We start from the raw sequence: 25,537 nt of genomic DNA on the forward strand, positions 1-25,537 counted from the left end.
CTGGACGATGACGGGCAAGGGGTCCGTCGCGCGGGCAAGCGTCCGAAGGACTTGTCCGCACCCACGGGAGGATGGACGCCATCCAGGGCTCGAAAACCATGGCAGGATCGCCGGACGCTGACGCCGCACGCGGCCGGTTCAGCGTCTCGCAATCTTGCGCATGGTTTTCGGGGTTTGGGCGTTCGTGCCTTTCGTGAACTCATGAAAGAAACACGCAATGTTCAATATTCATTCAGTCGAAATCGATTGGGGTGGGCGTCCGCTCAAGCTTGAGACCGGCAAGATCGCCCGTCAGGCTGACGGCGCCGTCGTCGCCACTTACGGCGAGACCGTGGTGCTCGCCACCGTGGTGGCCGCCAAGTCCGCCAAGGAAGGCGTCGACTTCCTGCCGCTGACCGTCGACTACATCGAGAAGACCTACGCCGCCGGCCGCATCCCCGGCGGTTACTTCAAGCGCGAAGGCCGTCCGACCGAGAAGGAGACCCTGGTCTCCCGCCTGATCGACCGTCCGATCCGTCCGCTGTTCGTCGACGGCTGGCGCAACGAGACCCAGGTGATCGTCACCGTGCTGTCCCACGACATGGAGAACGATCCCGATATTCTCGCGCTGGTCGCCTCCTCGGCCGCGCTGACCTTGTCCGGAGCGCCGTTCAAGGGCCCGATCGGCGCCGCCCGCGTCGGCTTCATCAACGACGAATACGTGCTCAACCCGGTGCTCGACGAGATGGTCGAGACCCAGTTGGACCTCGTCGTCGCCGGCACCGCCGACGCCGTCTTGATGGTGGAATCCGAAGCCAAGGAACTCAACGAAGACATCATGCTCGGCGCGGTGATGTTCGGTCACCGGCACTTCCAGCCGGTGGTGCAGGCGATCATCGAGCTCGCCGAGAAGGCCGCCAAGGAGCCGCGCGAAGTCGCAGTGGTCGACGAGAGCGTGCTCGAGAAGGAGATCCTCGGTCTCATCGAGCCCGAGCTGCGCGCCGCCTACGCCATTCCGGTCAAGCAGGATCGCTACGCAGCGGTCGGCAAGGCCAAGGAAAAGGTGATGGCGCACTACTTCCCGGAAGGCCAGGAGCCGCAATACGACAAGCTGCGGATCGCCGGCGTGTTCAAGGAACTGGAAGCCAAGATCGTTCGCTGGAACATCCTCGACACCGGCAAGCGCATCGACGGCCGTGACAGCAAGACCGTGCGCAACATCATCGCAGAAGTCGGCGTGCTGCCGCGCGCCCACGGTTCGGCGCTGTTCACCCGCGGCGAAACCCAGGCGATGGTGGTCACCACGCTCGGCACCGGCGAGGACGAGCAGTACATCGACTCGCTGTCCGGCACCTACAAAGAGACCTTCCTGCTGCACTACAACTTTCCTCCCTACTCGGTCGGCGAAACCGGCCGCATGGGCGGCACCAAGCGTCGCGAAATCGGCCACGGCAAGCTCGCCTGGCGCGCGATTCATCCGGTGCTGCCGCCGCATCACGAGTTCCCCTACACCGTGCGCGTGGTCTCCGAGATCACCGAGTCGAACGGCTCGTCCTCGATGGCCTCGGTGTGCGGCGCGTCTCTCGCGCTGATGGACGCCGGCGTGCCGTTGAAGCGGCCGACCGCGGGCATCGCGATGGGGCTGATCCTGGAAGGCGAGCGCTTCGCGGTGCTCTCCGACATCCTCGGCGACGAGGATCATCTCGGCGACATGGACTTCAAGGTGGCCGGCACCGAGCAGGGCATCACCTCGCTGCAGATGGACATCAAGATCGCCGGCATCACCGAGGAGATCATGAAGGTGGCGCTCGGCCAGGCCAAGGACGGACGCATCCACATTCTCGGTGAGATGTCGAAGGCCCTGACCAACGCCCGCGCCGAACTCGGCGAATACGCGCCGCGCATCGAGACCTTCAAGATCGCCACCGACAAGATCCGTGAAGTGATCGGCACCGGCGGCAAGGTGATCCGCGAGATCGTCGAAAAGACCGGCGCCAAGGTCAACATCGACGACGACGGCACCGTCAAGGTCGCCTCCAGCGACGGCGAATCGATCAAGGCCGCGATCAAGTGGATCAAGTCGATCGCCTCCGACCCCGAGCTCAACGCGATCTATGACGGCACCGTCGTCAAGGTCATGGAGTTCGGCGCCTTCGTGAACTTCTTCGGCGCCAAGGACGGCCTCGTGCACATCAGCCAGCTCGCCGCCGGCCGGGTGCAGAAGACCTCCGACGTCGTCAAGGAAGGCGACAAGGTCAAGGTCAAGCTCTTGGGCTTCGACGACCGCGGCAAGACCCGGCTGTCGATGAAGGTGGTCGATCAGGAAACCGGCGAAGACCTCGAGGCCAAGCAGAAGGCCGCCGAGGGCGCCACCGCCGCGGAGTAAGCGTTTCGTCGCGATCGGCGCGAGCCGGGCGTGAACGCGATCAGCAAATCGACGAAAGGGCGGCCGCGAGGCCGCCCTTTCTCGTTTGCGCGGAGCGGCTCCCGCCAAATACGAAGAGGCGCCGTGCTCACGTAGTCCTCCGAGGTGCCGCGCCCGGTCGCGTGCGATCGATCGGCGCTGCGGTACTCCGTCGCAGTGCGGCGCGATGCCGGTTGCGGGCGGAACCGGGTCGGGACATGTGAGTCATTGACGGCAGGCAAATCGCCGCAACGGAGGAACCCCCATGTCATTATTGTCCCGACGCCATCTGATGATGGCCGCTACCGGCATCGTCGCTGCCGCGGCCGCGCCGCGCTTGGCGTTCGCGCAGGCCACGACCGCGGCGCCGACAGGCCCGTTCACGCTGCCGCCGCTGCCCTATCCGGTTGCTGCACTGGAGCCGCATATCGACGCCAAGACCATGGAGATCCACCACGGCAAGCACCACCAGGCCTACGTCAGCAATCTCAATAGTTTCGCCAAGGACAATCCGAAGCTGGCGTCGATGCCGGTGCCCGAGGTGCTGGGCAACCTCGGCGACGTGCCGGAGGCGATCCGCACCGGCGTGCGCAACAATCTTGGCGGCCACGCCAATCACACGATGTTCTGGGAGATCATGGGCCCGAACGGCGGCAAGCCGGCCGGCGAGGTGTTGGCCGCGATCGACCGCGACCTTGGCGGCATGGAGAAGTTCCAGGCCGATTTCAACGCTGCCGGCGGCCGGCAGTTCGGTTCGGGCTGGGTGTTCGTGACCGTCAGCAAGGACGGCAAGCTGGCGATCGAGACCCGTCCGAATCAGGACAATCCGATGATGGACGGCAAGCGCGCGCTGCTCGGCAACGACGTCTGGGAGCACGCCTATTATCTCAATTACCAGAACCGCCGCGCCGATTATCTCAAAGCCTGGTGGAACACGGTGAATTGGAACAAGGTCGGCGAACGCTACGCCGCCGCCAAGGCCGGTCAGCTCGGCGTCTGACCGGCGCAAGGCGAGCTGCCGCAACTATCAGGAGGGCGGCCCGCAAGGCCGCCCTTTTGCTCATCCGTGCCGCTCGCGCCAACCAACGCGGCTGGAGCAGCTTCGGTTAGGAGTGATGCGGTTCAAGAGCCCCGGGCCGTCATTCCGGGGCACAGCAGCGTCAGCTGCGAGTGAACCCGGGATCCATAACCACCGCAGGGAGTATGGATTCCGGACTTGCTCGTTCTAACGAATTCGCAAACCGGAATGACGACTGCATTTTGGTTGGATGATTCAATCCTAACCGAACAGTCTCTAATCGATCACCGCGGCATGGTCCGGCGCCTCGGACTGCTGGCGCAGCGTCGCCTTGGTCGAGCCGATGATGATCGCCGCCGGGATCGCCAGCGCGGTGAGGAACATCACCAGCGCGTAGTCCTGCGAGAACGCGATGATCTGCGCCTGCATGGTGACGATGGCGTCCATCATCGCCCGCCCGGTGTCGGTCGCCATGTCGATGGTGCCGCGGACGTCCGGCATCTGCATCGCGTGATTGAACGGCGTGACGTATTCGGTCAGCACCGCATGCGCCCGCCGCGTGCCCGAGGTCAATTCGGCGATCACCACCGAGATGCCGATCGACGAGGCGACGTTGCGCACCAGCGTCAGCATCGCGGTGCCGTCGGTGCGCAGATGGCCGGGCAGCGTCAGGAACGCCACCGTCGACAGCGGCACGAACACCAGCCCGAAGCCGAAGCCCTGCGCGACGCTGACGACGATGATGCTATAAACGCTGGTCTGGTCGGTCCACTGCGTCATGTAGTACAGCGTGGCGCAGGTCAGTGCGAGGCCGCCGGCGATCAGCGTGCGCGCCTCGATATGCCGCATGATCCGCCCGACCAGCATCATCGCCACGAAGGTGCCGGTGCCGCGGGTGGCCAGCAAGAGGCCGGCGGTGAGGATCGGAAAGCCGATCACGTTCTGCATGAACGGCGACGACAGCGCCATGGTGGAGAACAGCACCAAGCCCATCACCGCCATGAACACGCAGCCGCCGATGAAATTCTTGTCGGTGAAGATCGCGAACTGGATGAACGGCTTCGGCGTGGTGAAGGAATGCGCGAAGAAGTAGTAGAAGCCGACCACCGAAACGATGCATTCGGTGATGATCTCGCCGGATTCCAGCCAGCCGAGCTGCTCGCCGCGGTCGAGCGCGAGCTGCATCGCGCCGATCCCGATCGCAAGGGCGGCGAAACCGAACCAGTCGAACCGCAGCGCGTGGTTCAGTTTGGTCTCGTCCATGAAGACTAACAGTCCCGCCACCGTGACGATGCCGAACGGCAGGTTGACGAAGAACACCCAGTGCCAGGAATAGGTTTCGGTCAGCCAGGCGCCGAGCGACGGCCCCATGATCGGCCCCAGCATCACCCCCATGCCCCAGATCGACATCGCCTTGGCGCGCTCGTGCAGCGCGTAGATGTCGAGCATCACCGACTGCGACAGCGGCACCAAGGCCGCGCCGAACACGCCCTGCAGCAGCCGGAACAACACCATTTGCGTAATGTCTTGCGCGAGCCCGCACATCACCGAGGCCACGGTGAAGCCGGCCGAGCAGATGATGAAGATGCGCTTGCGACCAAAGCGATTGGCGACCCAGCCGACCGGCGCGGTCATGATCGCGGCGGCGACGATGTAGGACGTCAGCACCCAGTTGATCTGGTCCTGCGACGCCGACAGCGAGCCCTGCATATAGGGCAGCGCGACGTTGGCGATCGTGGTGTCGAGCGCCTGCATGATGGTCGCGGTCATGGCGCAGACCGTCACCATGTTGCGGCGCAATCCTGGAACTGCAACCGGGGCTGCGCCTGCGGTGGTCATCGATGAGTTGCTCCGGGTTTCAACGCCGAGCATTTGCCGGGCGGAGCAATTTGCAGCGGCGACAGCTTGATGAGGCGTAGCGCCGGCAGCAGCCGGCTCCCTCGCCCCGCTCTTGCGGGGAGAGGGGTGGGGTGAGGGGCGATCCGACCAGTGAGCGCAATGATCTCGAACGGCCGTGCCAGGCCCCTCACCCGCCCGGCTTCGCTAACGCTCGCCGGTCGACCTCTCCCCGCGAAGAGCGGGGAGAGGTGCGGCTGCGCGCGGGTCGCGTATGATACTAAATCCATCACGTCCGATTAGTCCTGCGGCTGCGCTTTGGCCGACGACAGCCCGATCAGCCCCGCCAGCGAGCGGGTGTGCTGGGTGTCGATCGAGACATACGAACTCATGCCGGCCTTCAGTTTGCGCACCGCCTTGTCGTTGGTGTCGAAATAGATCCGCACCGGCACCCGCTGCACCACCTTGACGAAGTTGCCGGTGGCATTCTGCGCCGGAAGGATCGCGAACTGCGCGCCGGTGCCCGGCGACAGCGAGCCGACCGTGCCGACGAAAGTGTGGTCGGGGAAGGCGTCGATATCGATCGTCACCTTCTGGCCGATGGTGACGTAGGTGAAATCGCTCTCCTTCGGATTGGCGTCGACCCACGGCGCGGTGGTGTCGATCACGCTGAACACCGGATTGCCGGCGGCGACGAAGCGGCCGAGCTGGATGTTGTCGACCTGGGTGGCGGTGCCGTTCATCGGCGCGCGCACCGTCGACAGATCGAGGTTGCGCTGCGCGTCGTCGAGCGCCGCCTTGGCCTGCATGTAGGCCGGGAATTGCTCGAGCGGCAGCTCGGGATTGCCGAGCAGCTGATTGAGCGCGGTGGACTGCTGCTGCTTGACCAACTGCAGCTGCGCCTGCGCGGTGACCAGCGCCGAATTCGAATTGTCGAGGTCGAGCTGCGAGCCGGCCGAGCTCTTCACCAGCGAGCCCTTGCGTTCGACGTCGCGCTGCTTGATGGCGATGCCGGCGTTGACCAGTTCGACGGTCTGGCCATACAGCTTCACATTGGCGACCAGATTGTCGTGGCTGGTCTTGGCGTCGTCGAGCTTGGCCTTGGCCTGCTGCACGGCGAGCTGGAACGGCACCGGATCGATCTGGAACAGCACGTCGCCGGTGGCGACCACTTGGCCTTCCTTCACCGTGACGTCGATGATCTTGCCGGCGACGTCCGGCGTGATCAGCACCTTCTGCGCGCCCACATAGGCGTCGTCGGTGGAGACGTAGCGGCCGCCCTCGAGATAGAACGCGATGCCGGCGATCAGCACCACCAGCGGCAGCACGATCAGCAACAGCGGGCGGCGATACGCCTTCAGCGCGCCGAGCAGGCCGCGCCGCGGCGGCGCCGTGGCGTCGACGCGCGGCTGCGGATTGCTCTTCGCTTCGGGCGCCAGTTTCAGCACCGGATCAGCCATGATGCTGGACCTTTCTTTGGGGCACCGCATTCGCCTGATGGATGGCGTTGCGGACGTTTTCCCGGATGGTTTCGAGATGGCCGACCAATCGATGAACCTCGACCGGATTGATTCCGGCGAGCGCGGTGGCGGTGAGTTCCGCGCGCAGCCCGGCCAGTTTGCCGAGCAACGGGCGCGCGGCCTTGCGCAGATAGAGACGTTTGGCGCGGCGGTCGGTCTCGTCGCTGCGCCGTTCCAGCCAACCATGCTCGCACAGCCGGTCGATCAATCGCGTCAGCGTGATCGGCTGCATCTCCAGCAGTTCGGCGAGCTCGGATTGCTTGAGGCCTTCGCAGCGCTCGACCTTGGCGAGCACCGCCCATTGCGCCCGGGTGATGCCGTAGCGCGACGCCGCCTTGTCGGCATAGCAGCGCACCAGGCGCTGTACCTCGGCCAGCGTAAACAGAAAATTGGGCTCGACGGAACCGCGCGGCATGGTCGTTTCAAACTCCCTATCGTTGCATAAGATAAGCAAGCTCATCATTTCTGCGAGCGGCGTTTCGGTATGGTATCTTTGTCCGGCGCGCATACGTTCCGCGTTGCGGAACTTCGGTGTCGCAGCATCACCGCTGATGAAACGGTGGGCGAAACGCCCGCGGCGCGCTACATAGGAGGCATGACCGCCGCCAAGCCGACCTTCCCGCCGCCCGATCACGATCACGTCCGTTGCGCCACGGAGGCGATCGATCACGCCGAACGCATCTGCCAGCGCCGCGGCCAGAACTTCACGCCGATCCGCCGCCGCGTGCTGCAGGCGTTGTTGACCAGCCACCGGCCGCTCGGCGCCTATGAGGTGATCGACGAACTGGCCCGCGACGCCGCGCGCCCGGCGCCGATCACGGTGTATCGCGCGCTGGATTTCCTGATCCAGAACGGGCTGGTGCACCGGATCGAGAGCCGCAACGCCTTCCTGGCCTGCGCGCACGACCACGACGACGCCGCCACGGTGGCGTTCCTGATCTGCGACCGCTGCGGCTCGGTCGGCGAAATTCCGGCCGGCCCGCTCGCCACCGGGCTCAACGAGGCGGCGCGCGCCAGCGGCTTTGCGCCGAAGCTCGCGGTAGTGGAAATCGCCGGCACCTGCGCGCATTGCCTGTCGGCCGAACCGCCCGGCCTCTGATCAATCAATCACGGCGACACGCCGGGGGGCCGATGCCGTCACAGCAACCGAGCGCGGGGCCGACCGCGCGTCCGCTGAGCCTCGGCGCGATCGCCCTGGTGCTGCTGTGCTGCCTGTCCTGGGGCTTCAATCAGGTCGCCATCAAGCTGGTGCTGCCGGAAATCCCGCCGTTTCTGCAGGCGACGATCCGCTCGGTCGGCGCGCTCGCGGTGATCTTTCTGGTCGCGCAGGCCCGCGGGGTGAAGCTGTGGCACCGCGACGGCGCCTGGCGCGCCGGGCTCTGCGCCGGCGTGCTGTTCGGGCTGGAATTCGTGCTGATCTATCAGGGCCTGAAATTGACCACGGCGTCGCGCGCCGTGGTGTTCCTCTATACCTCGCCGTTCTTCGTGGCGTTCGGCGCCTACCAATTGCTGCACGAGCGGCTGCGCCGGCTGCAATGGAGCGGGCTGGCGCTGAGCTTCGTCGGCGTCGCGCTGGCGATCGGCGTGCCGCAGCCCAATGTCGACGCCAGCGTGCTGCTCGGCGACCTCTTGATGATCGGCGGCGGCGCGCTGTGGGCCGCCACCACGCTGATCGTCAAGACCACCCGGCTCGGCCATGTGCCGGCGGAACGCGGCCTCGGCTATCAGGTCGCGGTGTCGATCCCGATCCTGGCGCTCGCTTCCTGGCTTTCCGGCGAAACCCTGCCGCAATGGCCCGGCCCCGTCACCTGGGCGCTGATGGCCTATCAGGCGATCTGGGTGGTCGGGCTGACCTTCCTGATGTGGTTCGGGCTGGTGAAGACCTATTCGGCCAGCAAATTGTCGGCCTTCACCTTCATCACCCCGCTGTTCGGCGTCGCCGCCGGCTATCTGATCATGGACGACCCCTTGACGCCGACCTTCGGCGTCGCGGCGCTGCTGGTGACCGCGGGGTTGTATCTCGTGAACAAGCCCGCGCCGGCGACCGCGGTGAGGCCGGTCGGGAACCGGGCCCCGTAACTGCGTGTGGAACCGGATTGGAAGGTCGCTCACTCGGCGCCGCCCCTTGGTTTCCCCCGTCCGCGGGCCATCTGAGAGGTGCATGCCACCTCTGATCCGGGTTCCTGCATCCATTGATCGATTGCTGACTGTCATCAAAATCTGATATTTGGGGCCCCATGAACAAGCTCGAAAATCCGCTTCCGAACGACCTCGCCGGCCCCGCGGCCCGGCACGTCACCACCCAGGTCATGGTCGGCAACGTCGCCGTCGGCGGCGGCGCCCCGATCGTGGTGCAGTCGATGACCAACACCGACACCGCCGATATCGCCGGCACGGTGGAACAGGTCGCAGCGCTGACGCGCGCCGGTTCCGAACTGGTGCGGATCACGGTGGATCGCGAGGAAGCCGCGGCCGCGGTGCCGCATATCCGCGACGGCTTGCGCAAGCGCGGCATCACCACGCCGTTGATCGGCGACTTCCATTACATCGGCCACAAGCTGCTCGCCGACTACCCGGCCTGCGCCGAGGCGCTGGACAAATACCGCATCAACCCGGGCAATGTCGGTTTCAAGAACAAGCGCGACAGCCAGTTCGCCGACATCGTCGAGATCGCGATCAAGAACAACAAGGCGGTGCGGATCGGCGCCAATTGGGGCTCGCTCGATCAGGAACTGCTGACCAAGCTGATGGACGAGAACGCCGTGTCGGCGAAGCCGCGCGACGTCCGCGCGGTGACCCGCGAGGCGATGGTGCAGTCGGCGCTGCTGTCGGCCGCGCGGGCCGAGGAAATCGGCCTGCCGAAGAACAAGATGGTGCTGTCGGCCAAGGTCTCGGCGGTGCAGGACCTGATCGCGGTGTACCAGGATCTGGCGTCGCGTTCGGATTACGCCATCCATCTCGGCCTCACCGAGGCCGGCATGGGCTCCAAGGGCATCGTCGCCTCCTCGGCGGCGCTCGGCATCCTGTTGCAGCAGGGCATCGGCGACACCATCCGGATTTCGCTGACGCCGGAGCCCGGCGGCGACCGCTCGCTGGAGGTCCAGGTCGCGCAGGAACTGCTGCAGACCATGGGCTTCCGCACCTTCGTGCCGCTGGTGGCGGCCTGCCCGGGCTGCGGCCGCACCACCTCGACCACGTTCCAGGAACTGGCGCGCTCGATCCAGGACTTCATCCGCGTCGAAATGCCGGCCTGGAAGACCCGCTATCCGGGCGTCGAAAATCTCAACGTCGCGGTGATGGGCTGCATCGTCAACGGCCCCGGCGAGAGCAAGCACGCCAATATCGGCATCTCGCTGCCCGGCACCGGCGAAACCCCGGCGGCGCCGGTGTTCGTCGACGGCCAGAAATTCCGCACCCTGCGCGGCGCCAACATCTCCGGCGAGTTCAAGGCGCTGGTGATCGACTACATCGAGCAGCGCTACGGCGCGGGCGTCGCGGCGCCGGTCAGCGCGGCGGAGTAAGCAGACGCCGCGGCGGCGAAGCTAATCAAGCGCCGTCGCTTGAGCCGTGTGCCGGATGTGTAGGATGACGACCTCGTCAGCCGGAATGTCGATCGCGTAGAAGATGACGAACGGATAACGGACGACCGAAACGACCCGTGCCCCGGTTTCGTTCGTCAAACGGCCGCTATACGGGAATTGTTCAAGTCGCTCGGTCAATGCTTCGATGCGCCGAACCACTGAGCTGGCCGCGCGTCTGTTGCGCTTAGCAATATAACGAAAAATCTCGTCGAGTTCGACAAGCGCGGTCTTTGACCAGCGCACATTCATTCACGATAGCGATTAAAGAGCGCCGCGACCTCTTCGTCGCTGGCGAGTTTCCCTTCCCGCATTTCCGCAAGTCCCCGGCGGACCGCGGCGCGCTCATCATCGTTGAGCTGATAGACGCCCAGATATTTCGTCTGGATCTCGGAAAATGACCTCAACAATTCTTCCTGCGCCTCTTCAGGCCAGGTCGATACGCTGTCCAGCAGAACTTCGAGGGCTTCTCTCGTCATGCGGCCAGATTAGCAGCTTTTTGAACGCCAGGACATCCGGTTTGCGGCAGCCTCGCACGTTGCACCGCGCCTCGGGACGCGCCCTCCGCCCGCTCACGCCCCCTTCTTGTATTCCCTATTCGCCAGGCTCGCCTCCTCCAGATCGAGGTCGCGCTCGATGCGGCGGCGGCTTTCGTCGGTGATGTTGCCGTCGCGGAGCTGGGCGTGGATGAACTTGCGTTCTTCGGTGATCAGTTCGCGCACCAGCGCGGCGCCGGTCGCGGTGACGTCGTTGCCGTCGGCGTCCGGCGGCTGCGGCAGCTGATTGGCGCGAGTCTCGTGTCGGGCACGCAGCAGCTTCACCACCTCGTCGGAGAGTTCGCGGTCGTCGGTGATGGCGTCGAGCGAGGCCAGCGCCGCGTCCAGCGCCTGGCGCCGCGCCGCAATCTCCGCCTCGCGCTCGCGGCGGCGTTCGGCGTGGCCGTCCTTGGTGATGCCGAGCAGCCGCACCACCCACGGCAGGCTGAGGCCGAGCCCGACCAGCGTGATCAGGATCACGCCGAACGACACCATCTGGATCAGGTCGCGGTACGGAAAGTCGACGCCGGACGGCAGCGTCAACGGCAGCGCCAGCGCCGCCGCCAGCGACACCGCGCCGCGCACCCCGGTGAACGCCACCACGAACATCGCGCGCCAGTCCGGCAGCGGCTCGGCGCGCAGCCGCGGCCGCCACAGCCGCTGCAGATAGGTGCCGGGAAACACCCAGGCGAACCGCGCCAGGATCACGATCACCGCGACCAGGCCGGTGGCGAACAGGATGTCGCCGAGCGGAAACTCCTTGGATTTCTCCAGCAGCACCCGCATCTGAAAGCCGGTGAGCAGGAACAGCAGCCCCTCGACCAGATAGATCACCAAATCCCAGAAGAAGATGCCCTGCAGCCGCGTCGCCGAAGAGATCAGCAGCGGGCCGTTCCAGCTGATGTAGAGCCCGCAGGTGACGGTCGCGATCACCCCGGAGCCGCCGAGATGCTCGGGGATCCAATAGGCCGCATAGGGCGTGATCAAGGACAGCGTGATCTCGATCTGCGGATCGCGCGCCCAATGGCGCAGCCGCAGGCTGAGCCAGCCGATCGCGATGCCGAATGCGACCTCGCCGGCCAGGATCGCCGCGAAGGTGGCGGACGCGACCGGCAGCGAGAACGCGCCGGTGGTGATCGCCACCACCGCGAACCGATACAGAATCAGCGTGGTGGCATCGTTGGCGAGCCCTTCGCCCTCCAGGACGACCAGGATGCGACGCGGCAGCCCGAGTTTGCGCGCGATCGCCAGCGGCGCCACGACATCCGGCGGCGCCACGATGGCGCCGAGCAGAAACCCGATGCTCCACGGCAGTCCGAGCAGCAGATGCGTCGCCGTCGCCACCGCGCAGGCGGTGAAGATCACGCAGCCGATCGCCAACAGCGCGATCGGTTCCAGATTGAATTTGAACTCGCGCCAGCTCATCGCCACGCTGGCCGAATAGATCAGCGGCGGCAGCACCACCAGCAACACCAGTTCCGGCGGCAACTCGATCGGCGGCACGCCGGGTACCAGCGCCAGCACGATGCCGGCGAGCAGCAACAGGATCGCCGGGGCGACGTCGATCCGCCGCGCCAACCAGGCGGTGCCGGCCAGCACCACGAGCAGGGTCAAAAAGATCTGGAATTTGGCTTCCACTGCGGCTCCGCGACATCTTCGGGGCAATCCCTAATTCTGCAATCGCCCGGCCTTGCCGGCAGGTCAAGCGATACGGCCCGACCCGTGCAACCCGCAGTCGATCGGTCCTAACCGCTGATTCACCTTGCCCTGCATCAACCGCGGCAAATTCATGTCTTTGCAACGATCCCGCGCTTTGCTGCGTATCATGCCGATCCGCGCCAAGTCCCAGTCCCTCGCACTTGCCAAATCGTCGAAACGGCGCCCACCTGCCGCGCTCCGCGCGCAGCAGCCAGCCGATGCGCTTGCGCTCAGCGTGTTCATGCAAATGAAACGGGCCGCAGCGGTGGTCGACCATGATGGCCGGCTGTTGTTGAGCAATTCCGTGTTCGACGAGCTATTTGGCGCCGAGGGCGGCAATGCAATGCTCGCCCGTATCAATGGCGAGGCCGGTCGCAATGCCGGCAAAACCAGTCGCCAGGAGCGCTTTCCGAACGGCCGCACGTTTGAAATCGAGACCTTTCCGGTCGACCAGGGCTGGCTGATCGCCGCCGGCGATGTGACTGATCATCTGGCCGGGCAGGCCCGCGCGGCCGAAGCGGCCCGCACCGACGGCATCACCGGGCTCGGCAACCGGCTGATGTTTCGCGAGCAGCTGACCCGGCTGCTGCACAATCCGGATTCCGCCGCCGCCACCGTCGCCCTGCTGGTGGTCGATCTCGATCGCTTCAAGGCGCTGAACGCATCGCTCGGCCGCAAGGTCGGCGACGCGCTGCTCGGCCTGGTCGGCAAGCGGATCCGCTCCGCGGTCGCCGCCGGCGACACCGTGGCGCGGCTCGAAGCCGACAAGTTCGGCATCATTCAGGTGGGGCAGCCGCAGCCGCAATCCGCCGACGCGCTGGCGATCCGGCTGGTCGATCTGATCGGCCGCGCCTATCTGTGCGACGGTCAATTGATCAACGTCGCCGGCAGCATCGGCGTGGTGCTGCCCTCGCCAGGCGCGCAGGACTGTGATCACCTGCTGAAGAATGCCGACCTCGCGCTCGGTCGCGCCAAAAAGGACGGTCACGGTTCCTACCGCTTCTTCGAGGCCGAGATGGACGAGCGGATGCAGGCCCGCCGCCATCTCGAAATCGATCTTCGCCGCGCGCTGGCGCTGCGAGAATTCGTGCTGGTGTATCAGCCGCAGGTCAATCTGCGGACCAACACCGTCACCGGCTTCGAAGCGCTGCTGCGCTGGCAATGCCCGACCCGCGGCGCGGTGTCGCCGTTGGATTTCATTCCGCTCGCCGAAGAGACCGGCGTGATCATCCCGATCGGCGAATGGGTGCTGCGAACCGCCTGCCGCGAGGCGGCGAAATGGTCGCCGGCGCACATCGTCGCGGTGAATGTCTCGGCGGTGCAGTTCGGCAATCCCAATCTGGTCTCGACCATCATTTCCGCCCTGGCGGAAAGCGGCCTCGATCCGCGGCGGCTGGAGCTGGAGATCACCGAGAGCGTGATGCTCGACGCCCGCGGCACCGCGCACGCGGTGCTGCAGGTGCTGCGCACCATGGGGGTGCGCGTCGCGCTCGACGATTTCGGCACCGGCTATTCGTCACTGGGCTATCTGCGCAGCTTCCCGTTCGACAAGATCAAGATCGACCAGAGCTTCGTGCGCGGCACCTCGAACGATCCGGTCGGCGCCGCCATCGTGCGGGCGATCGCCGAACTCGGCCAGAGCCTCGGCATGGCGACCGTCGCCGAGGGCGTCGAGACCGCCGATCAGCTCGCCCGCGTCGCTTCCGACGGCTGCACCGAAGTACAAGGCTATTATTTCAGCCGGCCCATGGCTCCGGACCAGATCGAGAGCTATCTCTCGACCAGGAACCGTACGAACTTGCTGTAATCGGCCGGCTGCGCAGAGGGACCATGCATTCGCAACTCTATCGTCTGGTGTATTTCAGCAAAAATCGAATCGTCGGCGGTCCGGCAGCAATCACCGTGGAGATCGATTCGATCCTGCGCTCCAGCCAGCGCAACAACACCCGCATGGACATCACCGGGGCACTGATCTTCAACACCGGGATATTTGCCCAGGTGCTGGAAGGCCCGCGCGACAGCGTGGAGGCCACCTTCGAAAAAATCCAGCAGGACGTCCGCCACAGCGACGTTCAGGTGCTGGCCTTCGATGCCACCGACCAACGTGCTTTCGCGCGCTGGTCGATGGGCTATTTCGGCCGATCGCGCGAAAGCCAGGACCTGTTCGGTCATATCGCCGCTGCCACCGGCTTCACCACGGCTGGACTCGAAGGCGCGCGGATTTTCGAGATCATCCGCGACATCGCCTTCGAGGAAGAGGGCCGCGCCGCCTGACGCTACTCCATCAGCAGGAATCAGCGCGGGCTGTTGCCGGTGCCGGAATTGCCGGGCCAGCTGTGATGCGTTCCGGGAACCGGCGGTTTTTCGACACGTCGTGCCGCCGCGCGTCGTGCACACACACTCACTCCGTCATTGCGAGCCGAGGACGGCGCGCCGCGCCGTCCGACAGCGAAGCAATCCAGTGGCTGCACGCGGAGCCCTGGATTGCTTCGTCGCAACAGCTCCTCGCAATGACGAACTTGAGCATCGGATTTCGCGGAGAATCGTTATGAGTGAGACCGTCAGATCGCGCTGGCGGCGATGTTGACCATCAGCGCCACCAGCGCGGTGTTGAACACGAACGACACCACGCCGTGCGCGGTGGCGGTGCGGCGGATGGTCTTGTCGGTGATGCCGACGTCGGAGACCTGCGCGGTCATTCCGATCACGAAGGAGAAGTACACGAAATCCCAGTAGTCGATCTCCTCGTGGGTCTCGCCGCTGGGAAACTGCAACCCGCCGGGCTTGGCGCCGCGATAGTAGTCATGCGCGTAGTGCAGCGCGAAGGTGGTGTGCACCATCGCCCAGGACAGCGCGATGGTCAGCGTCGCCAGCAACAGCTCCATCGCGCCGCGGTGTGACGCGCCGAGTTCGGAGACGATCGCCGCCATGCTGGCAAAGGCACCGAGCGCGGTCACCAGCAGGATCAGGAAGCGGCCGTCGTCCTGCAGGATGGCGTTGCGGCGGATATGGGCGACGCCGCTGCGCAGCACCATGCCCAGCACCAGCGCCAGATACAGCCCCGTGAAGATATCCCAGCTCAGCAGCAGCCGCGTCACCAACCGCAGCTCGCCGGGCAGCAGGAAGTACGCCGCGGCGCCGACCGCCATCGCCACGAAGGTGCGCGGCCGCGCATAGACCACGCGGGCCGGCCGCGGCAGTTTGCGGAAGCGCGCCAGACGTGGGTCGTCGAGCGCGTCCGCGGCCATCCGCGTCAGTTCTTGCGTTCGGCGACGAAGCGCGCCGCGGCGCGCAACACGTCACCCTTCTCGCCGAAGATCGACAGCGCCTTGTCGGCGCGGGCCAACAGGTCGCCGACCCGCTTCTTGGCGCCGTCGATGCCGAGCTGCGTCACGAAGGTGGTCTTGTTGAGCGCGGCGTCGGCGCCGGCCGGTTTGCCGAGTGCCGCGGCGTCGCCCTCGACGTCGAGCAGATCGTCGGCGATCTGGAACGCCTCGCCGAGCGCGCGGCCGTAATCGTCGAGCGCCTTATATTGCTCCTTGGAGGCCTGGCCGAGCAGCGCGCCGGCGATGCAGCCGAACCGCAGCAAGGCGCCGGTCTTCATCTGCTGCAAGCGCGCGACGTCGACCGGCTCGCGGTCGCCGAACCGGCCTTCGCCGGCGAGATCGAGCATCTGGCCGCCGACCATGCCGCCGATCCCCGAGGCGCGCGCCAGCGCGCGGGTCAACAGCAGCCGGACGCCTGCGTCGGCGTGAATCTCGTCGCGGGTGATGATGTCGAACGCCAGCGTCAGCAGCGCGTCGCCGGCGAGGATCGCGGTGGCGTCGTCATAGGCGCGGTGCAGCGTGGGCCGGCCGCGGCGCAGCTCGCTGTTGTCCATCGCCGGCAGATCGTCGTGGATCAACGAGTAGCAATGGATGCATTCCAGCGCTGCGCCGGCCAACAGCGCCGCGTCGCGCGGCACGCCGAACACCGCGGCACTCTCCACCACCAGGAACGGCCGCAGCCGCTTGCCGCCCGCGAGGCTGGAATAGCGGATCGCTTCCATCAGCCGGCGCGGGCGGGCGATCTCGTCCGGGAGCAATTGGTCGGACAACAGCCGGGCCAACAGCGCCTCGGTGTCGTCGGCGGTCTGGTCCAGCCGTTGCACAAAATCGGTGGAAAGCGTGAGGGTCGACATTAAGAATAGCTCCGGATCAAGGTGGCGCGACAATCGGTCATGGGACCTGTTTCGTCAATTCCGCCAACGATGCAGCGTTAATGGCCGGACGATTTCCCAGCGCAGCAAAAAGCCGTAGATTGCGGCGCAATCGATCGCCGCGGCCCGATCTGCTGTCGCGCTCCCCGAACCGGTGACCCCGCCTTGCGTCTTGCTCGCAACATCGTCCTCGCCGTGCTGGTGCTGCTGGCGTTGCCGTATCTGTTGACGCCGCTGTATGGCGGCGGCCATCCGGTGTCGACCCTGATGCTATGGCGCTGGCTGACCGGCGCGCCGGTGACGCGGCAATGGGTCGATCTCGCCGAGATGTCGCCGGCGCTGCCGCGCAGCGTGGTCGGCGCCGAGGACGCCAAGTTCTGCGTGCATCACGGCATCGACTGGGATTCGCTGCGCGACGTGATCGACGACGCCCAGGACGGCGAGGTGGCGCGCGGCGGCTCCACCATCACCCAGCAGGTGGCCAAGAATCTTTTCTTGTGGCCGGGCCGCAGCGTGGTGCGCAAGGCGCTGGAATTTCCGCTGTCGATGTGGATCGACCTGGTGCTGTCGAAGCGCCGGATCCTGGAAATCTACCTCAACATCGCCGAATGGGGCCCGGCCGGCCAGTTCGGCGGCGAGGCGGCGGCGCAATACGCCTTCGGCCGGCCGGTGGCGGCGCTGTCCTCGCGCGAAGGCGCGCTGCTGGCGGCGATCCTGCCCAATCCGCATACCCGCAGCGCCCGCGCTCCGGGGCCGGGGGTGCGCCGGCTGGCCTCGACCTACGCCGTCCGCGGCCAATCCGGCGAGCTGCCGCGCTGCTGGGGCGAGGGCCGCGGATCGTAGAGTCTTTGCGGCATTTTTGCCGTGGCGGCGGCTAGCTTTGCGGCCGGGCTTCCGTTATAAGCGCGGCCTTATCCGAGTTTTGCCCGCGCCACGGCGCCGGGCCGTCCGCTGCTGTGGACGCCTCAACACCCTGCAAGGACCCCGATATGGCCGTTCCGAGAAGAAAAACTTCGCCCTCGCGGCGTGGCATGCGTCGTTCCGCAGACGCGATCAAGACCCCGACCTACGCCGAGGACAAGGATTCCGGCGAACTGCGTCGCCCGCATCATCTCGACCTGAAGACCGGCATGTACAAGGGTCGCCAGGTTCTGAAGAAGAAGGAATCCTGATCGCGCTTCCCGGGAGCCGCGGCTCCCGGATTGTTGCGTGATACGCGGATCAAGAGGGCGCACAGCGAGCTGAAGGCTGTCCCAGCGGGACGCCTGAAGAGGCCGCTGCCGTGACGACAGAGGACGGACTTGCGGCGAATCGCGTCGTTCGTCCAGACTCTGGCGTCCTGCTCCCAAGGAAGGCCCCCGCCGATGTCGACTATCGGTTTTCCGCTGCTACTGATTCCGCTGGCCATCTGCAATATCCTCGTCTTCCTGATGCCGGGCGTCGATTTCGACGCGCCGCTCGCGCAACTGACGCTGTTGTCCGGCGCGAGCTTCACGCCGCGCATCGGCGAGCTGTTGGTGGCGCTCGGCGTGCTGTTGCTGCTGCCCGAAGTCGTCAAGGGCGCGCGGCCCGGCGCCAAATACGTCACCGATCATCTGCTGTCGCTGCTGGTGTTCGGCGGCGCCGTCGCCGAATTCCTGCTGCTGCCGCCGTTCGGCAATGCCACGGTGCTGCTGCTGGCGCTGTTGGCGCTGGTGGATTTCCTCTCCGGCATCGCGCTGCGCAACCGCCGACGTCCGGCCGCGGCCGCCAAGGCGGGCAAGCCCGGCAAGGCCGCCAAGCAGGTCGCTGCTGCGCCTGAGCCTGCGGCCGAGCCGGAAGCGACCGTGGTGACGCCCGAAAAGACCGAGCCGGTGGCAATTCATCCCGCGGAGCCCGAGCCGGTCATTCCGCCCGAGCCTGTCGCGCCCGCGCCGACAACGACGCCTCAGCCCGTTGCTGTCGATGCGCCCCATGCCGAAACGCCGCACGCCACACCCGTCGACGCGCCGCAGCTGGCGCCGCCGGATCTGCAGGACGAGCCGCCGCGCAAGGCCACGCCGTCGGCTCACTGAATCACTTGAAGATGTAATCGAACTCGCGTTCAGACGTTGCGGCGGGTGACGCGCGCGCTCGCGCCCGGATGGTCGCTGCGATGCGCCGTGGTGTGATAGGCCGCCAGCGCATCCGCCGAGGTCGCCCGGCGCAGCGTCCGGGTCTGCGGCGACGCCTGTTGCACGGCGATCAGATGGGTGACGAAACCGGCGTCGGCGCGCGGCAGGATGCGCAATTGCACCACGTCGTCGCGCGCACCGCCCGCGCGCGGCGCCGCCACGAGCTCGGTGCTCGGCGTGTGGATGGCTTGCTCGATCTCCGGGGCGGCTGCATCGCTGACAAAACGCATACTCAGGCTCCCGATCCATTGTCTCGTTGTGGGACGTATCGTCCCCCGCAATGTCATCCTCGCAAGGCTTATGCCGGCCAGCCCCCGTGCGTTCCATAGGAACGCTGGACGTAGTTTCTGAATTGTTTAGGAACTTTGCCTAGCCTCGCCGGCAGCCGACGCCGTATTCTGCACAGAAGAATCAACCGCCGTGTCCCGAAACGAGGCGACCGTGACAACTGCCGACCCGTCGACCGCCGGCCCCCCTGCCGATCGACCCGGCCGCCCCGATGAGGCCGCCATTCTTGCCAACCTCGGTCAGGCCGCGTTTGTCTGGGACATCGCCAGCGATGTGATGCTGTGGAGCCCTGCCGCCGCCGCGATCTTCGGCGACATTCCGGCCGAGGCGCTGGCGAGCGGCGCCGGACTTGCAGCGCTGATCGAGCCGGAGCGCACGGTCCGCGCCGGGGCGCTGCTCGGCACCGCCGCCACGGCCGGCGGCCCCGTGCCCTACCGGATCGAATACGGCGTGCGCGCCTCCACCGCGACGCCGGTGCGCTGGCTCGAGGAAACCGGCTGCTGGATCGCCGGCCCGGACGGCAAGCCGGCGCGGGTCGAAGGCGTGGTGCGGCTCAACAACGAGCGCCACGCCCGCGAGCAGCATCTGGTGCAGCTGGCGCAGCACGATCCGCTGACCGGCGAGCTCAACCGCAGCCATCTGGTAGCGTCGCTCGCCGAAGCGGTCGAGGAGGCCTCGCGGTTTCGCTCCAACCTGGCCTTCATGCTGGTCGGCATCGACCATCTGGCGCGGGTCAACGACGCCTTCGGCTTCGACGTCGCCGACCAGGTGATCGGCGAGGTCGCGCGCCGGATCCGCGCCCGGCTGCGCGGCGGCGATCTGCTCGGGCGGTTCTCCGGCAACAAGTTCGGGCTGATCCTGAAGGACTGCACGATCGACGACATGACCGTCGCGGCGGAACGGTTTCTCGCCGGGATTCGCGACGAGGTGGTGCCGACCAAATCCGGCCCGGTGGCGGTGACGGCGTCGATCGGCGGCGTCAGCGCGCCGCGCTATGCCCGCAACGCCGATGAGGCGCTGAACCGCGCCCATGAATCGCTCGACGCCGCCAAGAGCCGGCGCCGCGGCTCGTTTGCGATGTGGCGGCCGAACGTCGAACGCGACGCGCAGCGCCGGGTCAACATCCGGGTCACCGACGAGATCGTCACCGCGCTGAACGAGCGGCGCATCGTGATGGCATTCGAGCCGGTGGTGCAGGCGGCGTCGCGCGCGCCGGCATTCCACGAATGCCTGGTGCGGATGCGGCAGGACGACGGAGAATTGCTGCTGGCGCCGGACATCGTGCCGGTGGCGGAGAAGCTCGGGCTGATCAGGCTGGTCGATCACCGGGTGCTCGAACTGGTGGTGGCCGAACTCTCCGCCTCGCCCGGCATCGAGCTCAGCCTCAACATCTCGCCCGATACCACGATGGACGCCGACTGGTGGGCCTCGATCGAATCGCTGCTCGGCGCCAATCCGGGTGTCGCCGAACGGCTGATCGTCGAAATCACCGAGACGGTGGCGATCCAGGACCTCGGCGACGTCCGCGGCTTCGTCAACCGGCTGAAGAATTTCGGCGCCAGGATCGCGATCGACGATTTCGGCGCCGGCTACACCTCGTTTCGCAATTTGCGCAATCTCGGCGTGGATATCGTGAAGATCGACGGCGCCTTCGTGCAGAACATCGCGCGCTCCGCCGACGACCGCGCCTTTGTGCAGACCTTGATCGATCTGGCGCGGCGGCTGGAGATCAAGACCGTCGCCGAATGGGTGCAGGACGAGCCGTCGGCGATCATGCTGCGCGACTGGGGCTGCGACTACATCCAGGGCCGGCTGATCGGGCTCGCCTCCGCGGAGCGGCCGTGGGCGGTTCGCGCAGCCGGCGTCACCGCGGCGAGCTAGCCGGGCTGGTCTCGGCGGGCGCACAGCTACCTGATCAGAAGCCGTCATTCCGGATTGCGAGTTCGTCCGAACGCGCCCCGCCATGCACGAAATCGCAACCGATTGAACGGCTTAATGCCGGAACAAGGGGCCGGGCGGGACGCCGCCGCCAGCCGGAACCGCAGCCGAGCCCGCGCGACTTCACCACAATGTTCCCGTGACAGCGTTCGCGCCGTCCGATATCCGGTTAGCTATGGACACCATGACCGCGCCCGCCGAGCCCGCTACCGACGACCGCTTCGAGACCGCCCGGATCACCGGCGAGATCGACGCCTTGGCCGCGACCCATGCGGGCCGCGACGACACCTTCCGCGTCGCGATGGCGCAGCTGTTGAAGGCCGAGTTCGTCAAGGCGCGGCAGACCGCGCAGGCCCTTCTGCTGCAGGACCGCCACGGCCGGCACTGCGCCGAGCGATTGTGCTTCATCCAGGACGAGATCATCCGCATCCTCTACGCGGCCGCCACCAAGCATCTGTACAATTCGCCGAACCATTCCAGCGGCGAGCGGATGGCGGTGATCGCCACCGGCGGCTACGGCCGCGGGCTGATGGCGCCGGAATCCGACATCGATCTCTTGTTCATCCTGCCCTACAAGCAGACCGCCTGGGGCGAGCAGGTCGCCGAGGCGATCCTGTATTGCCTGTGGGACATGGGTCTGAAGGTCGGCCACGCCACCCGCTCGGTCGACGAATCGATCCGCCAGGCCCGCGCCGACATGACGATCCGCACCGCGATCCTGGAGACCCGCTACCTGACCGGCGACGAACTGCTCTATGCCGAGCTGGTCGAGCGCTTCGACAAGGAAGTGGTGGAAGGCACCGCCTCGGAATTCGTCACCGCCAAGCTTGCCGAGCGCGACGAGCGGCATCGCCGTTCCGGACAGTCGCGCTACCTGGTCGAGCCCAACGTCAAGGACGGCAAGGGCGGCTTGCGCGACCTGCACACGCTGTTCTGGATCGCCAAATACGTCTACCGGGTGCGTGAGAGCAGCCAGTTGGTCGCGCGCGGCGTGTTCGACGCCCAGGAATATCGCATCTTCCGCCGCTGCGAGGATTTCCTCTGGTCGGTGCGCTGCAACATCCACTTCGTAGCAAACCGCGCCGAGGAGCGCTTGTCGTTCGACATGCAGCGCGAGATCGCGGTGCGGCTCGGCTACACCTCGCATCCCGGCATGCAGGACGTCGAGCGCTTCATGAAGCACTACTTCCTGATCGCCAAGGACGTCGGCGATCTCACCGCGATCCTGTGCGCCAAGCTGGAAGATCAGGAGGCCAAGCCGGCGCCGGCGCTGACCCGGATGATGGCGCGGCTGCGGCCCAACCCCAAGCGGCGAAGGGTGCCGGGCTCCGACGATTTCGTCATCGACAACAACCGCATCAATCTCGCCGCGCCCGACGTGTTCAAGCAGGACCCGGTCAACCTGATCCGGGTGTTTCGCCTCGCGCAAAAGAACAACTTAGCCTTTCATCCCGACGCGATGCGCACCGTGACGCGGTCGTTGCGATTGTTGAACGCGCAGCTGCGGGAAAATCCGGAAGCCAACCGGCTGTTCATGGAGATTCTGACCTCGGACAACGCCGAGATCGTGCTGCGGCGGATGAACGAGACCGGCGTGCTCGGGCATTTCATCCGCGCCTTCGGCAAGATCGTGGCGATGATGCAGTTCAACATGTATCACCACTACACGGTGGACGAGCACCTGTTGCGCTGCGTCGGTTTCCTGCAGGAGATCGAGCGCGGCGGCAATGACGAGTTCACCGTCGCCTCCGATCTGATGCGCAAGATCCGCCCGGAGCATCGCGCGGTGATCTACATCACGGTGCTGCTGCACGACATCGCCAAGGGCCAGCCGGAGGATCATTCGGTGGCCGGCGCGCGGATCGCGCGGCGGCTGGCGCCGCGGCTCGGCTTCAACGCCGCCGACACCGAACTGATCGCCTGGCTGATCGAGAAGCATCTGGTGATGTCGACGGTGGCGCAGTCGCGCGACCTGTCGGACCGCAAGACCATCGAGAATTTCGCCGCGGTGGTGGAATCGGTCGAGCAGATGAAGCTGTTGACCATCCTGACCACCGCCGACATCCGCGGCGTCGGCCCCGGGGTGTGGAACGGCTGGAAGGCGCAGCTGATCCGCACGCTGTACTACGAGACCGAGCCGGTGCTGACCGGCGGCTTCTCCGAGGTCAACCGCGCCGAGCGGATTCGCGCAGCCCAAGCCGAATTCCGCGCCGCCTTCACCGAATGGCCGGAGGCCGAGCTCAACGCCTATGTGTCGCGGCACTATCCGGCGTATTGGCTGAAAGTGGAGCTGGCGCGAAAAATCCGCCACGCCCGCTTCCTGCGCGCCTCCGAACAGGCCGGCCACAAGCTCGCGATCAATGTCGGTTTCGACGAGGCGCGCGGCGTCACCGAGCTGACGATTCTCGCGGTCGACCATCCCTGGCTGCTGTCGATCATCGCCGGCGCTTGCGCCTCGGCCGGCGCCAACATCGTCGACGCCCAGATCTACACCACCACCGACGGCCGCGCGCTCGACACCATCGCGATCAGCCGCGAATACGACCGCGACGACGACGAGGGCCGTAGAGCCACCCGGATCGGCGAGATGATCGAGGACATCCTCGAAGGCAAGGTGCGGCTGCCGGAAGTGGTGGCGCGGCGCGCCGCCGGCAAGGGCAAGCTGAAGCCGTTCACCGTGGAGCCCGAAGTCGCGATCAACAACCAGTGGTCGGAGCGCTACACCGTGATCGAAGTGTCGGGGCTGGACCGGCCCGGGCTGTTGTATCAGCTCACCACCTCGATCTCGAAGCTCAACCTCAACATCGCCTCGGCCCATGTCGCGACCTTCGGCGAACGCGCCCGCGACGTGTTCTACGTCACCGATTTGTTGGGCGCGCAGATCACCGCGCCGACGAGGCAGGCCGCGATCAAGCGCGCGCTGATCCACCTGCTCGCCAACGGCGACGTCGAACAGAAGCAGGCGTCGTAGTTTTTCGATTCAAGCTGTCGCGCTGGGTTGCCTCGGGCTGACCTCTGGACGGAGCGATGCGCGTCCCAAATAGCAGGCTGTCATCCCGGGGCATGAGCAGCGAAGCTGCGAATGAACCCGGGATCCAGTACGCACCGCCCTGGAATACTGGATTCCGGGTTCGCTCGGGCTTACGCCCTCGCGCCCCGGAATGACGGCTCTTTATTTCGGCGTGTCCCGGACGCGTTGCAGCGCGCTTGCGCTGCGGCGCGAGCCGGGACCGTCCCGAGCGCTGCCCACGCAACGGCCCCGGCTCTGCAGCGCAACGCGCCGCAAGGGCGGCGCCTGCGCTTTGTCCGGGGCACGAGCACGGGACGCCGCGCCTACTCCGCGATCGCGTCGAATTCGCGCTGCAGCCGGTCCATCGCCACCATCACGGCGGCGCCGGCGAATTCGCGGCTGCACTGGCCGTTGTCGACCACCGCGACGGTCCAGTTGGCGCCGTTGCTGTCCTCGTCCGGCTCGCACAGCCGGATCTCGATATAGGCGACCTTGTCGCAATGCCGCTGCCGGCGGACGTCGTCCAACAGCAGCGCCTCGATCTCGGCCACCGATTTGCGCGGCCGGCTCACGCGCCGGCCCCGGTGTCGAACGCGCCGTGGCGGCCGGCGCCGGCGGCAAAGCGCGCCGCGGCTTCCGCGCTCTCGCCCGACGCGATCACCGCGAGGCCGCCGCGGGTCTCGGCGAACAGCGCGTCTTCCTCGGGCAGCTCCCATTGCCCGATCGTGGAGGCGCGGTCGGCGCGCAGGCAGGCCTGCGGAAACTGCGCGATCTCCTTGGCGATGGTGATGGCATGTGCCGCCGCCTCGCCACGCCGCACCAGCCGGTTGGCGAGCCCGATGCGGTGCGCCTCGATGCCGGACACCGGCCGGCCGGTGAGGATCAGGTCCATGGCGTGCGACTGCCCGATCAGCCGCGGCAGCCGCACGGTGCCGAGATCGATCAGCGGCACGCCGAAGCGGCGGCAGAACACCCCGAAGGTGGCGTCGTCGGACACCACCCGCATGTCGGCCCACAACGCCAATTCGAGCCCGCCCGCCACCGCATAGCCCTCGACCGCGGCGATCACCGGCTTACTCAGCCGCAGCCGGCTCGGCCCCATCGGCGCCAGCGTGCCGTGGCCGCCGATCTCGGCCTTCTTCTGCAAGTCACCCTCGGCGACCGCCTTGAGGTCGGCGCCGGCGCAGAAATGCCCGCCGCGGCCGCTCAGCACCGCGACCGAGGCGGTATCGTCGGCCTCGAAGGCCAGGAAGGCGTCGAACAACAGCTTGGCGGTCGGCCCGTCCACGGCGTTGCGGCAATGCGGCCGGTTGATCGAAACGATGGTCACCGGCCCGTCGCGTTCGACTAGAACCGTGTCGCTGCTCTTCATGCTGTTGCT

At 66.5% G+C, this 25,537-nt stretch carries 23 protein-coding genes; 12 read left to right on the top strand and 11 right to left on the bottom strand.

Features of this window, described 5'->3' with window-relative positions; all coding sequences use genetic code 11:
• The first annotated feature begins 217 nt into the window (after positions 1–217).
• Positions 218–2,365, top strand: a complete 2,148-nt coding sequence (gene pnp, locus HNR60_RS12075; RefSeq protein WP_184257754.1) for a polyribonucleotide nucleotidyltransferase — start codon at positions 218–220, stop codon at positions 2,363–2,365.
• 283 nt (positions 2,366–2,648) lie between these two features.
• Positions 2,649–3,383, top strand: a complete 735-nt coding sequence (locus HNR60_RS12080) for a superoxide dismutase (protein ID WP_184257756.1) — start codon at positions 2,649–2,651, stop codon at positions 3,381–3,383.
• A gap of 294 nt (positions 3,384–3,677) precedes the next feature.
• On the opposite strand, the gene HNR60_RS12085 is transcribed toward HNR60_RS12080, so the two are convergent.
• From HNR60_RS12085 to HNR60_RS12095, 3 genes are all read right to left on the bottom strand, one after another.
• A complete protein-coding gene (locus HNR60_RS12085; protein WP_184257758.1) occupies positions 3,678–5,240 on the bottom strand; it encodes an MDR family MFS transporter in 1,563 nt (520 codons plus the stop codon).
• Between the two features lie 296 nt (positions 5,241–5,536).
• A complete protein-coding gene (locus tag HNR60_RS12090) occupies positions 5,537–6,697 on the bottom strand; it encodes an HlyD family secretion protein (RefSeq protein WP_184257760.1) in 1,161 nt (386 codons plus the stop codon).
• Positions 6,690–7,172 carry a MarR family winged helix-turn-helix transcriptional regulator gene (locus HNR60_RS12095; RefSeq protein WP_184257825.1) on the bottom strand — a complete coding sequence of 161 codons (483 nt, stop codon included), beginning with the start codon at positions 7,170–7,172 and terminating at the stop codon, positions 6,690–6,692. Before HNR60_RS12095 ends, HNR60_RS12090 begins: the two co-directional genes overlap by 8 nt.
• Before the next feature lie 180 nt (positions 7,173–7,352).
• Here HNR60_RS12095 and HNR60_RS12100 point away from each other — a divergent pair, with 180 nt between their 5' ends.
• The 3 genes from HNR60_RS12100 (at position 7,353) to ispG (ending at position 10,278) form a co-directional block, all read left to right on the top strand.
• Positions 7,353–7,856 carry a Fur family transcriptional regulator gene (locus HNR60_RS12100; RefSeq protein WP_184257762.1) on the top strand — a complete coding sequence of 168 codons (504 nt, stop codon included), beginning with the start codon at positions 7,353–7,355 and terminating at the stop codon, positions 7,854–7,856.
• Between the two features lie 32 nt (positions 7,857–7,888).
• Complete coding sequence (locus HNR60_RS12105; RefSeq protein ID WP_184257764.1) at positions 7,889–8,836, top strand: DMT family transporter; 948 nt, start codon at positions 7,889–7,891, stop codon at positions 8,834–8,836.
• A gap of 158 nt (positions 8,837–8,994) precedes the next feature.
• Positions 8,995–10,278, top strand: a complete 1,284-nt coding sequence (ispG, locus tag HNR60_RS12110) for a flavodoxin-dependent (E)-4-hydroxy-3-methylbut-2-enyl-diphosphate synthase (RefSeq protein WP_184257766.1) — start codon at positions 8,995–8,997, stop codon at positions 10,276–10,278.
• Positions 10,279–10,299: 21 nt separating this feature from the next.
• Here the strand turns inward: ispG and HNR60_RS12115 are convergent, their stop codons facing one another.
• The 3 genes from HNR60_RS12115 to HNR60_RS12125 all read right to left on the bottom strand — a co-directional run bounded on the left by HNR60_RS12115 (position 10,300) and on the right by HNR60_RS12125 (position 12,509).
• On the bottom strand, positions 10,300–10,587 hold the full coding sequence (locus HNR60_RS12115) for a type II toxin-antitoxin system RelE/ParE family toxin (protein ID WP_184257769.1): 288 nt from the start codon (positions 10,585–10,587) through the stop codon (positions 10,300–10,302).
• Positions 10,584–10,814, bottom strand: a complete 231-nt coding sequence (locus HNR60_RS12120; RefSeq protein ID WP_184257771.1) for a hypothetical protein — start codon at positions 10,812–10,814, stop codon at positions 10,584–10,586. Before HNR60_RS12120 ends, HNR60_RS12115 begins: the two co-directional genes overlap by 4 nt.
• Before the next feature lie 93 nt (positions 10,815–10,907).
• On the bottom strand, positions 10,908–12,509 hold the full coding sequence (locus HNR60_RS12125; RefSeq protein WP_184257773.1) for a Na+/H+ antiporter: 1,602 nt from the start codon (positions 12,507–12,509) through the stop codon (positions 10,908–10,910).
• A gap of 307 nt (positions 12,510–12,816) precedes the next feature.
• Between HNR60_RS12125 and HNR60_RS12130 the strand changes: the two genes are divergently transcribed.
• Both HNR60_RS12130 and HNR60_RS12135 read left to right on the top strand, forming a co-directional pair.
• Positions 12,817–14,376: a putative bifunctional diguanylate cyclase/phosphodiesterase gene (locus HNR60_RS12130; RefSeq protein ID WP_246432914.1), complete on the top strand. Its 1,560-nt coding sequence runs from the start codon at positions 12,817–12,819 to the stop codon at positions 14,374–14,376.
• 23 nt (positions 14,377–14,399) lie between these two features.
• Positions 14,400–14,843 carry a BLUF domain-containing protein gene (locus HNR60_RS12135; RefSeq protein WP_184257777.1) on the top strand — a complete coding sequence of 148 codons (444 nt, stop codon included), beginning with the start codon at positions 14,400–14,402 and terminating at the stop codon, positions 14,841–14,843.
• A gap of 287 nt (positions 14,844–15,130) precedes the next feature.
• Here HNR60_RS12135 and HNR60_RS12140 read toward each other — a convergent pair whose 3' ends face one another.
• Positions 15,131–15,817 carry a DUF1345 domain-containing protein gene (locus HNR60_RS12140; RefSeq protein WP_184257779.1) on the bottom strand — a complete coding sequence of 229 codons (687 nt, stop codon included), beginning with the start codon at positions 15,815–15,817 and terminating at the stop codon, positions 15,131–15,133.
• Positions 15,818–15,822: 5 nt separating this feature from the next.
• On the bottom strand, positions 15,823–16,749 hold the full coding sequence (locus HNR60_RS12145; protein WP_184257781.1) for a polyprenyl synthetase family protein: 927 nt from the start codon (positions 16,747–16,749) through the stop codon (positions 15,823–15,825).
• Positions 16,750–16,932: 183 nt separating this feature from the next.
• On the opposite strand from HNR60_RS12145, the gene mtgA reads away from it, so the two are divergent.
• From mtgA to HNR60_RS12160, 3 genes are all read left to right on the top strand, one after another.
• Positions 16,933–17,610 carry a monofunctional biosynthetic peptidoglycan transglycosylase gene (mtgA, locus tag HNR60_RS12150; RefSeq protein ID WP_184257783.1) on the top strand — a complete coding sequence of 226 codons (678 nt, stop codon included), beginning with the start codon at positions 16,933–16,935 and terminating at the stop codon, positions 17,608–17,610.
• Between the two features lie 146 nt (positions 17,611–17,756).
• The gene (gene rpmF, locus HNR60_RS12155; RefSeq protein ID WP_184257785.1) at positions 17,757–17,939 is read left to right on the top strand and encodes a 50S ribosomal protein L32; all 183 of its coding nucleotides are present in this window, start codon (positions 17,757–17,759) and stop codon (positions 17,937–17,939) included.
• A gap of 192 nt (positions 17,940–18,131) precedes the next feature.
• A complete protein-coding gene (locus HNR60_RS12160) occupies positions 18,132–18,821 on the top strand; it encodes a hypothetical protein (protein ID WP_184257787.1) in 690 nt (229 codons plus the stop codon).
• Positions 18,822–18,850: 29 nt separating this feature from the next.
• On the opposite strand, the gene HNR60_RS24145 is transcribed toward HNR60_RS12160, so the two are convergent.
• Complete coding sequence (locus HNR60_RS24145) at positions 18,851–19,150, bottom strand: hypothetical protein (RefSeq protein WP_246432915.1); 300 nt, start codon at positions 19,148–19,150, stop codon at positions 18,851–18,853.
• Positions 19,151–19,361: 211 nt separating this feature from the next.
• Here HNR60_RS24145 and HNR60_RS12170 point away from each other — a divergent pair, with 211 nt between their 5' ends.
• Together HNR60_RS12170 and HNR60_RS12175 are read left to right on the top strand one after the other, a co-directional pair.
• Complete coding sequence (locus HNR60_RS12170) at positions 19,362–21,089, top strand: EAL domain-containing protein (RefSeq protein ID WP_184257789.1); 1,728 nt, start codon at positions 19,362–19,364, stop codon at positions 21,087–21,089.
• Between the two features lie 232 nt (positions 21,090–21,321).
• The gene (locus HNR60_RS12175; RefSeq protein ID WP_184257791.1) at positions 21,322–24,117 is read left to right on the top strand and encodes a [protein-PII] uridylyltransferase; all 2,796 of its coding nucleotides are present in this window, start codon (positions 21,322–21,324) and stop codon (positions 24,115–24,117) included.
• A gap of 362 nt (positions 24,118–24,479) precedes the next feature.
• On the opposite strand, the gene HNR60_RS12180 is transcribed toward HNR60_RS12175, so the two are convergent.
• Both HNR60_RS12180 and HNR60_RS12185 read right to left on the bottom strand, forming a co-directional pair.
• Positions 24,480–24,728, bottom strand: coding sequence for a hypothetical protein (locus tag HNR60_RS12180; protein WP_184257793.1), 249 nt, complete (start codon positions 24,726–24,728; stop codon positions 24,480–24,482).
• Positions 24,725–25,528 (bottom strand): crotonase/enoyl-CoA hydratase family protein, encoded by an 804-nt coding sequence (locus HNR60_RS12185; protein WP_184257795.1) that lies wholly within the window; start codon positions 25,526–25,528, stop codon positions 24,725–24,727. The genes HNR60_RS12180 and HNR60_RS12185 overlap by 4 nt, the downstream gene beginning before the upstream one ends.
• Between the last annotated feature and the right edge of the window lie 9 nt (positions 25,529–25,537).

Origin of the sequence: Rhodopseudomonas rhenobacensis (assembly GCF_014203125.1) — a bacterium.
Lineage (GTDB): Bacteria > Pseudomonadota > Alphaproteobacteria > Rhizobiales > Xanthobacteraceae > Rhodopseudomonas_A > Rhodopseudomonas_A rhenobacensis.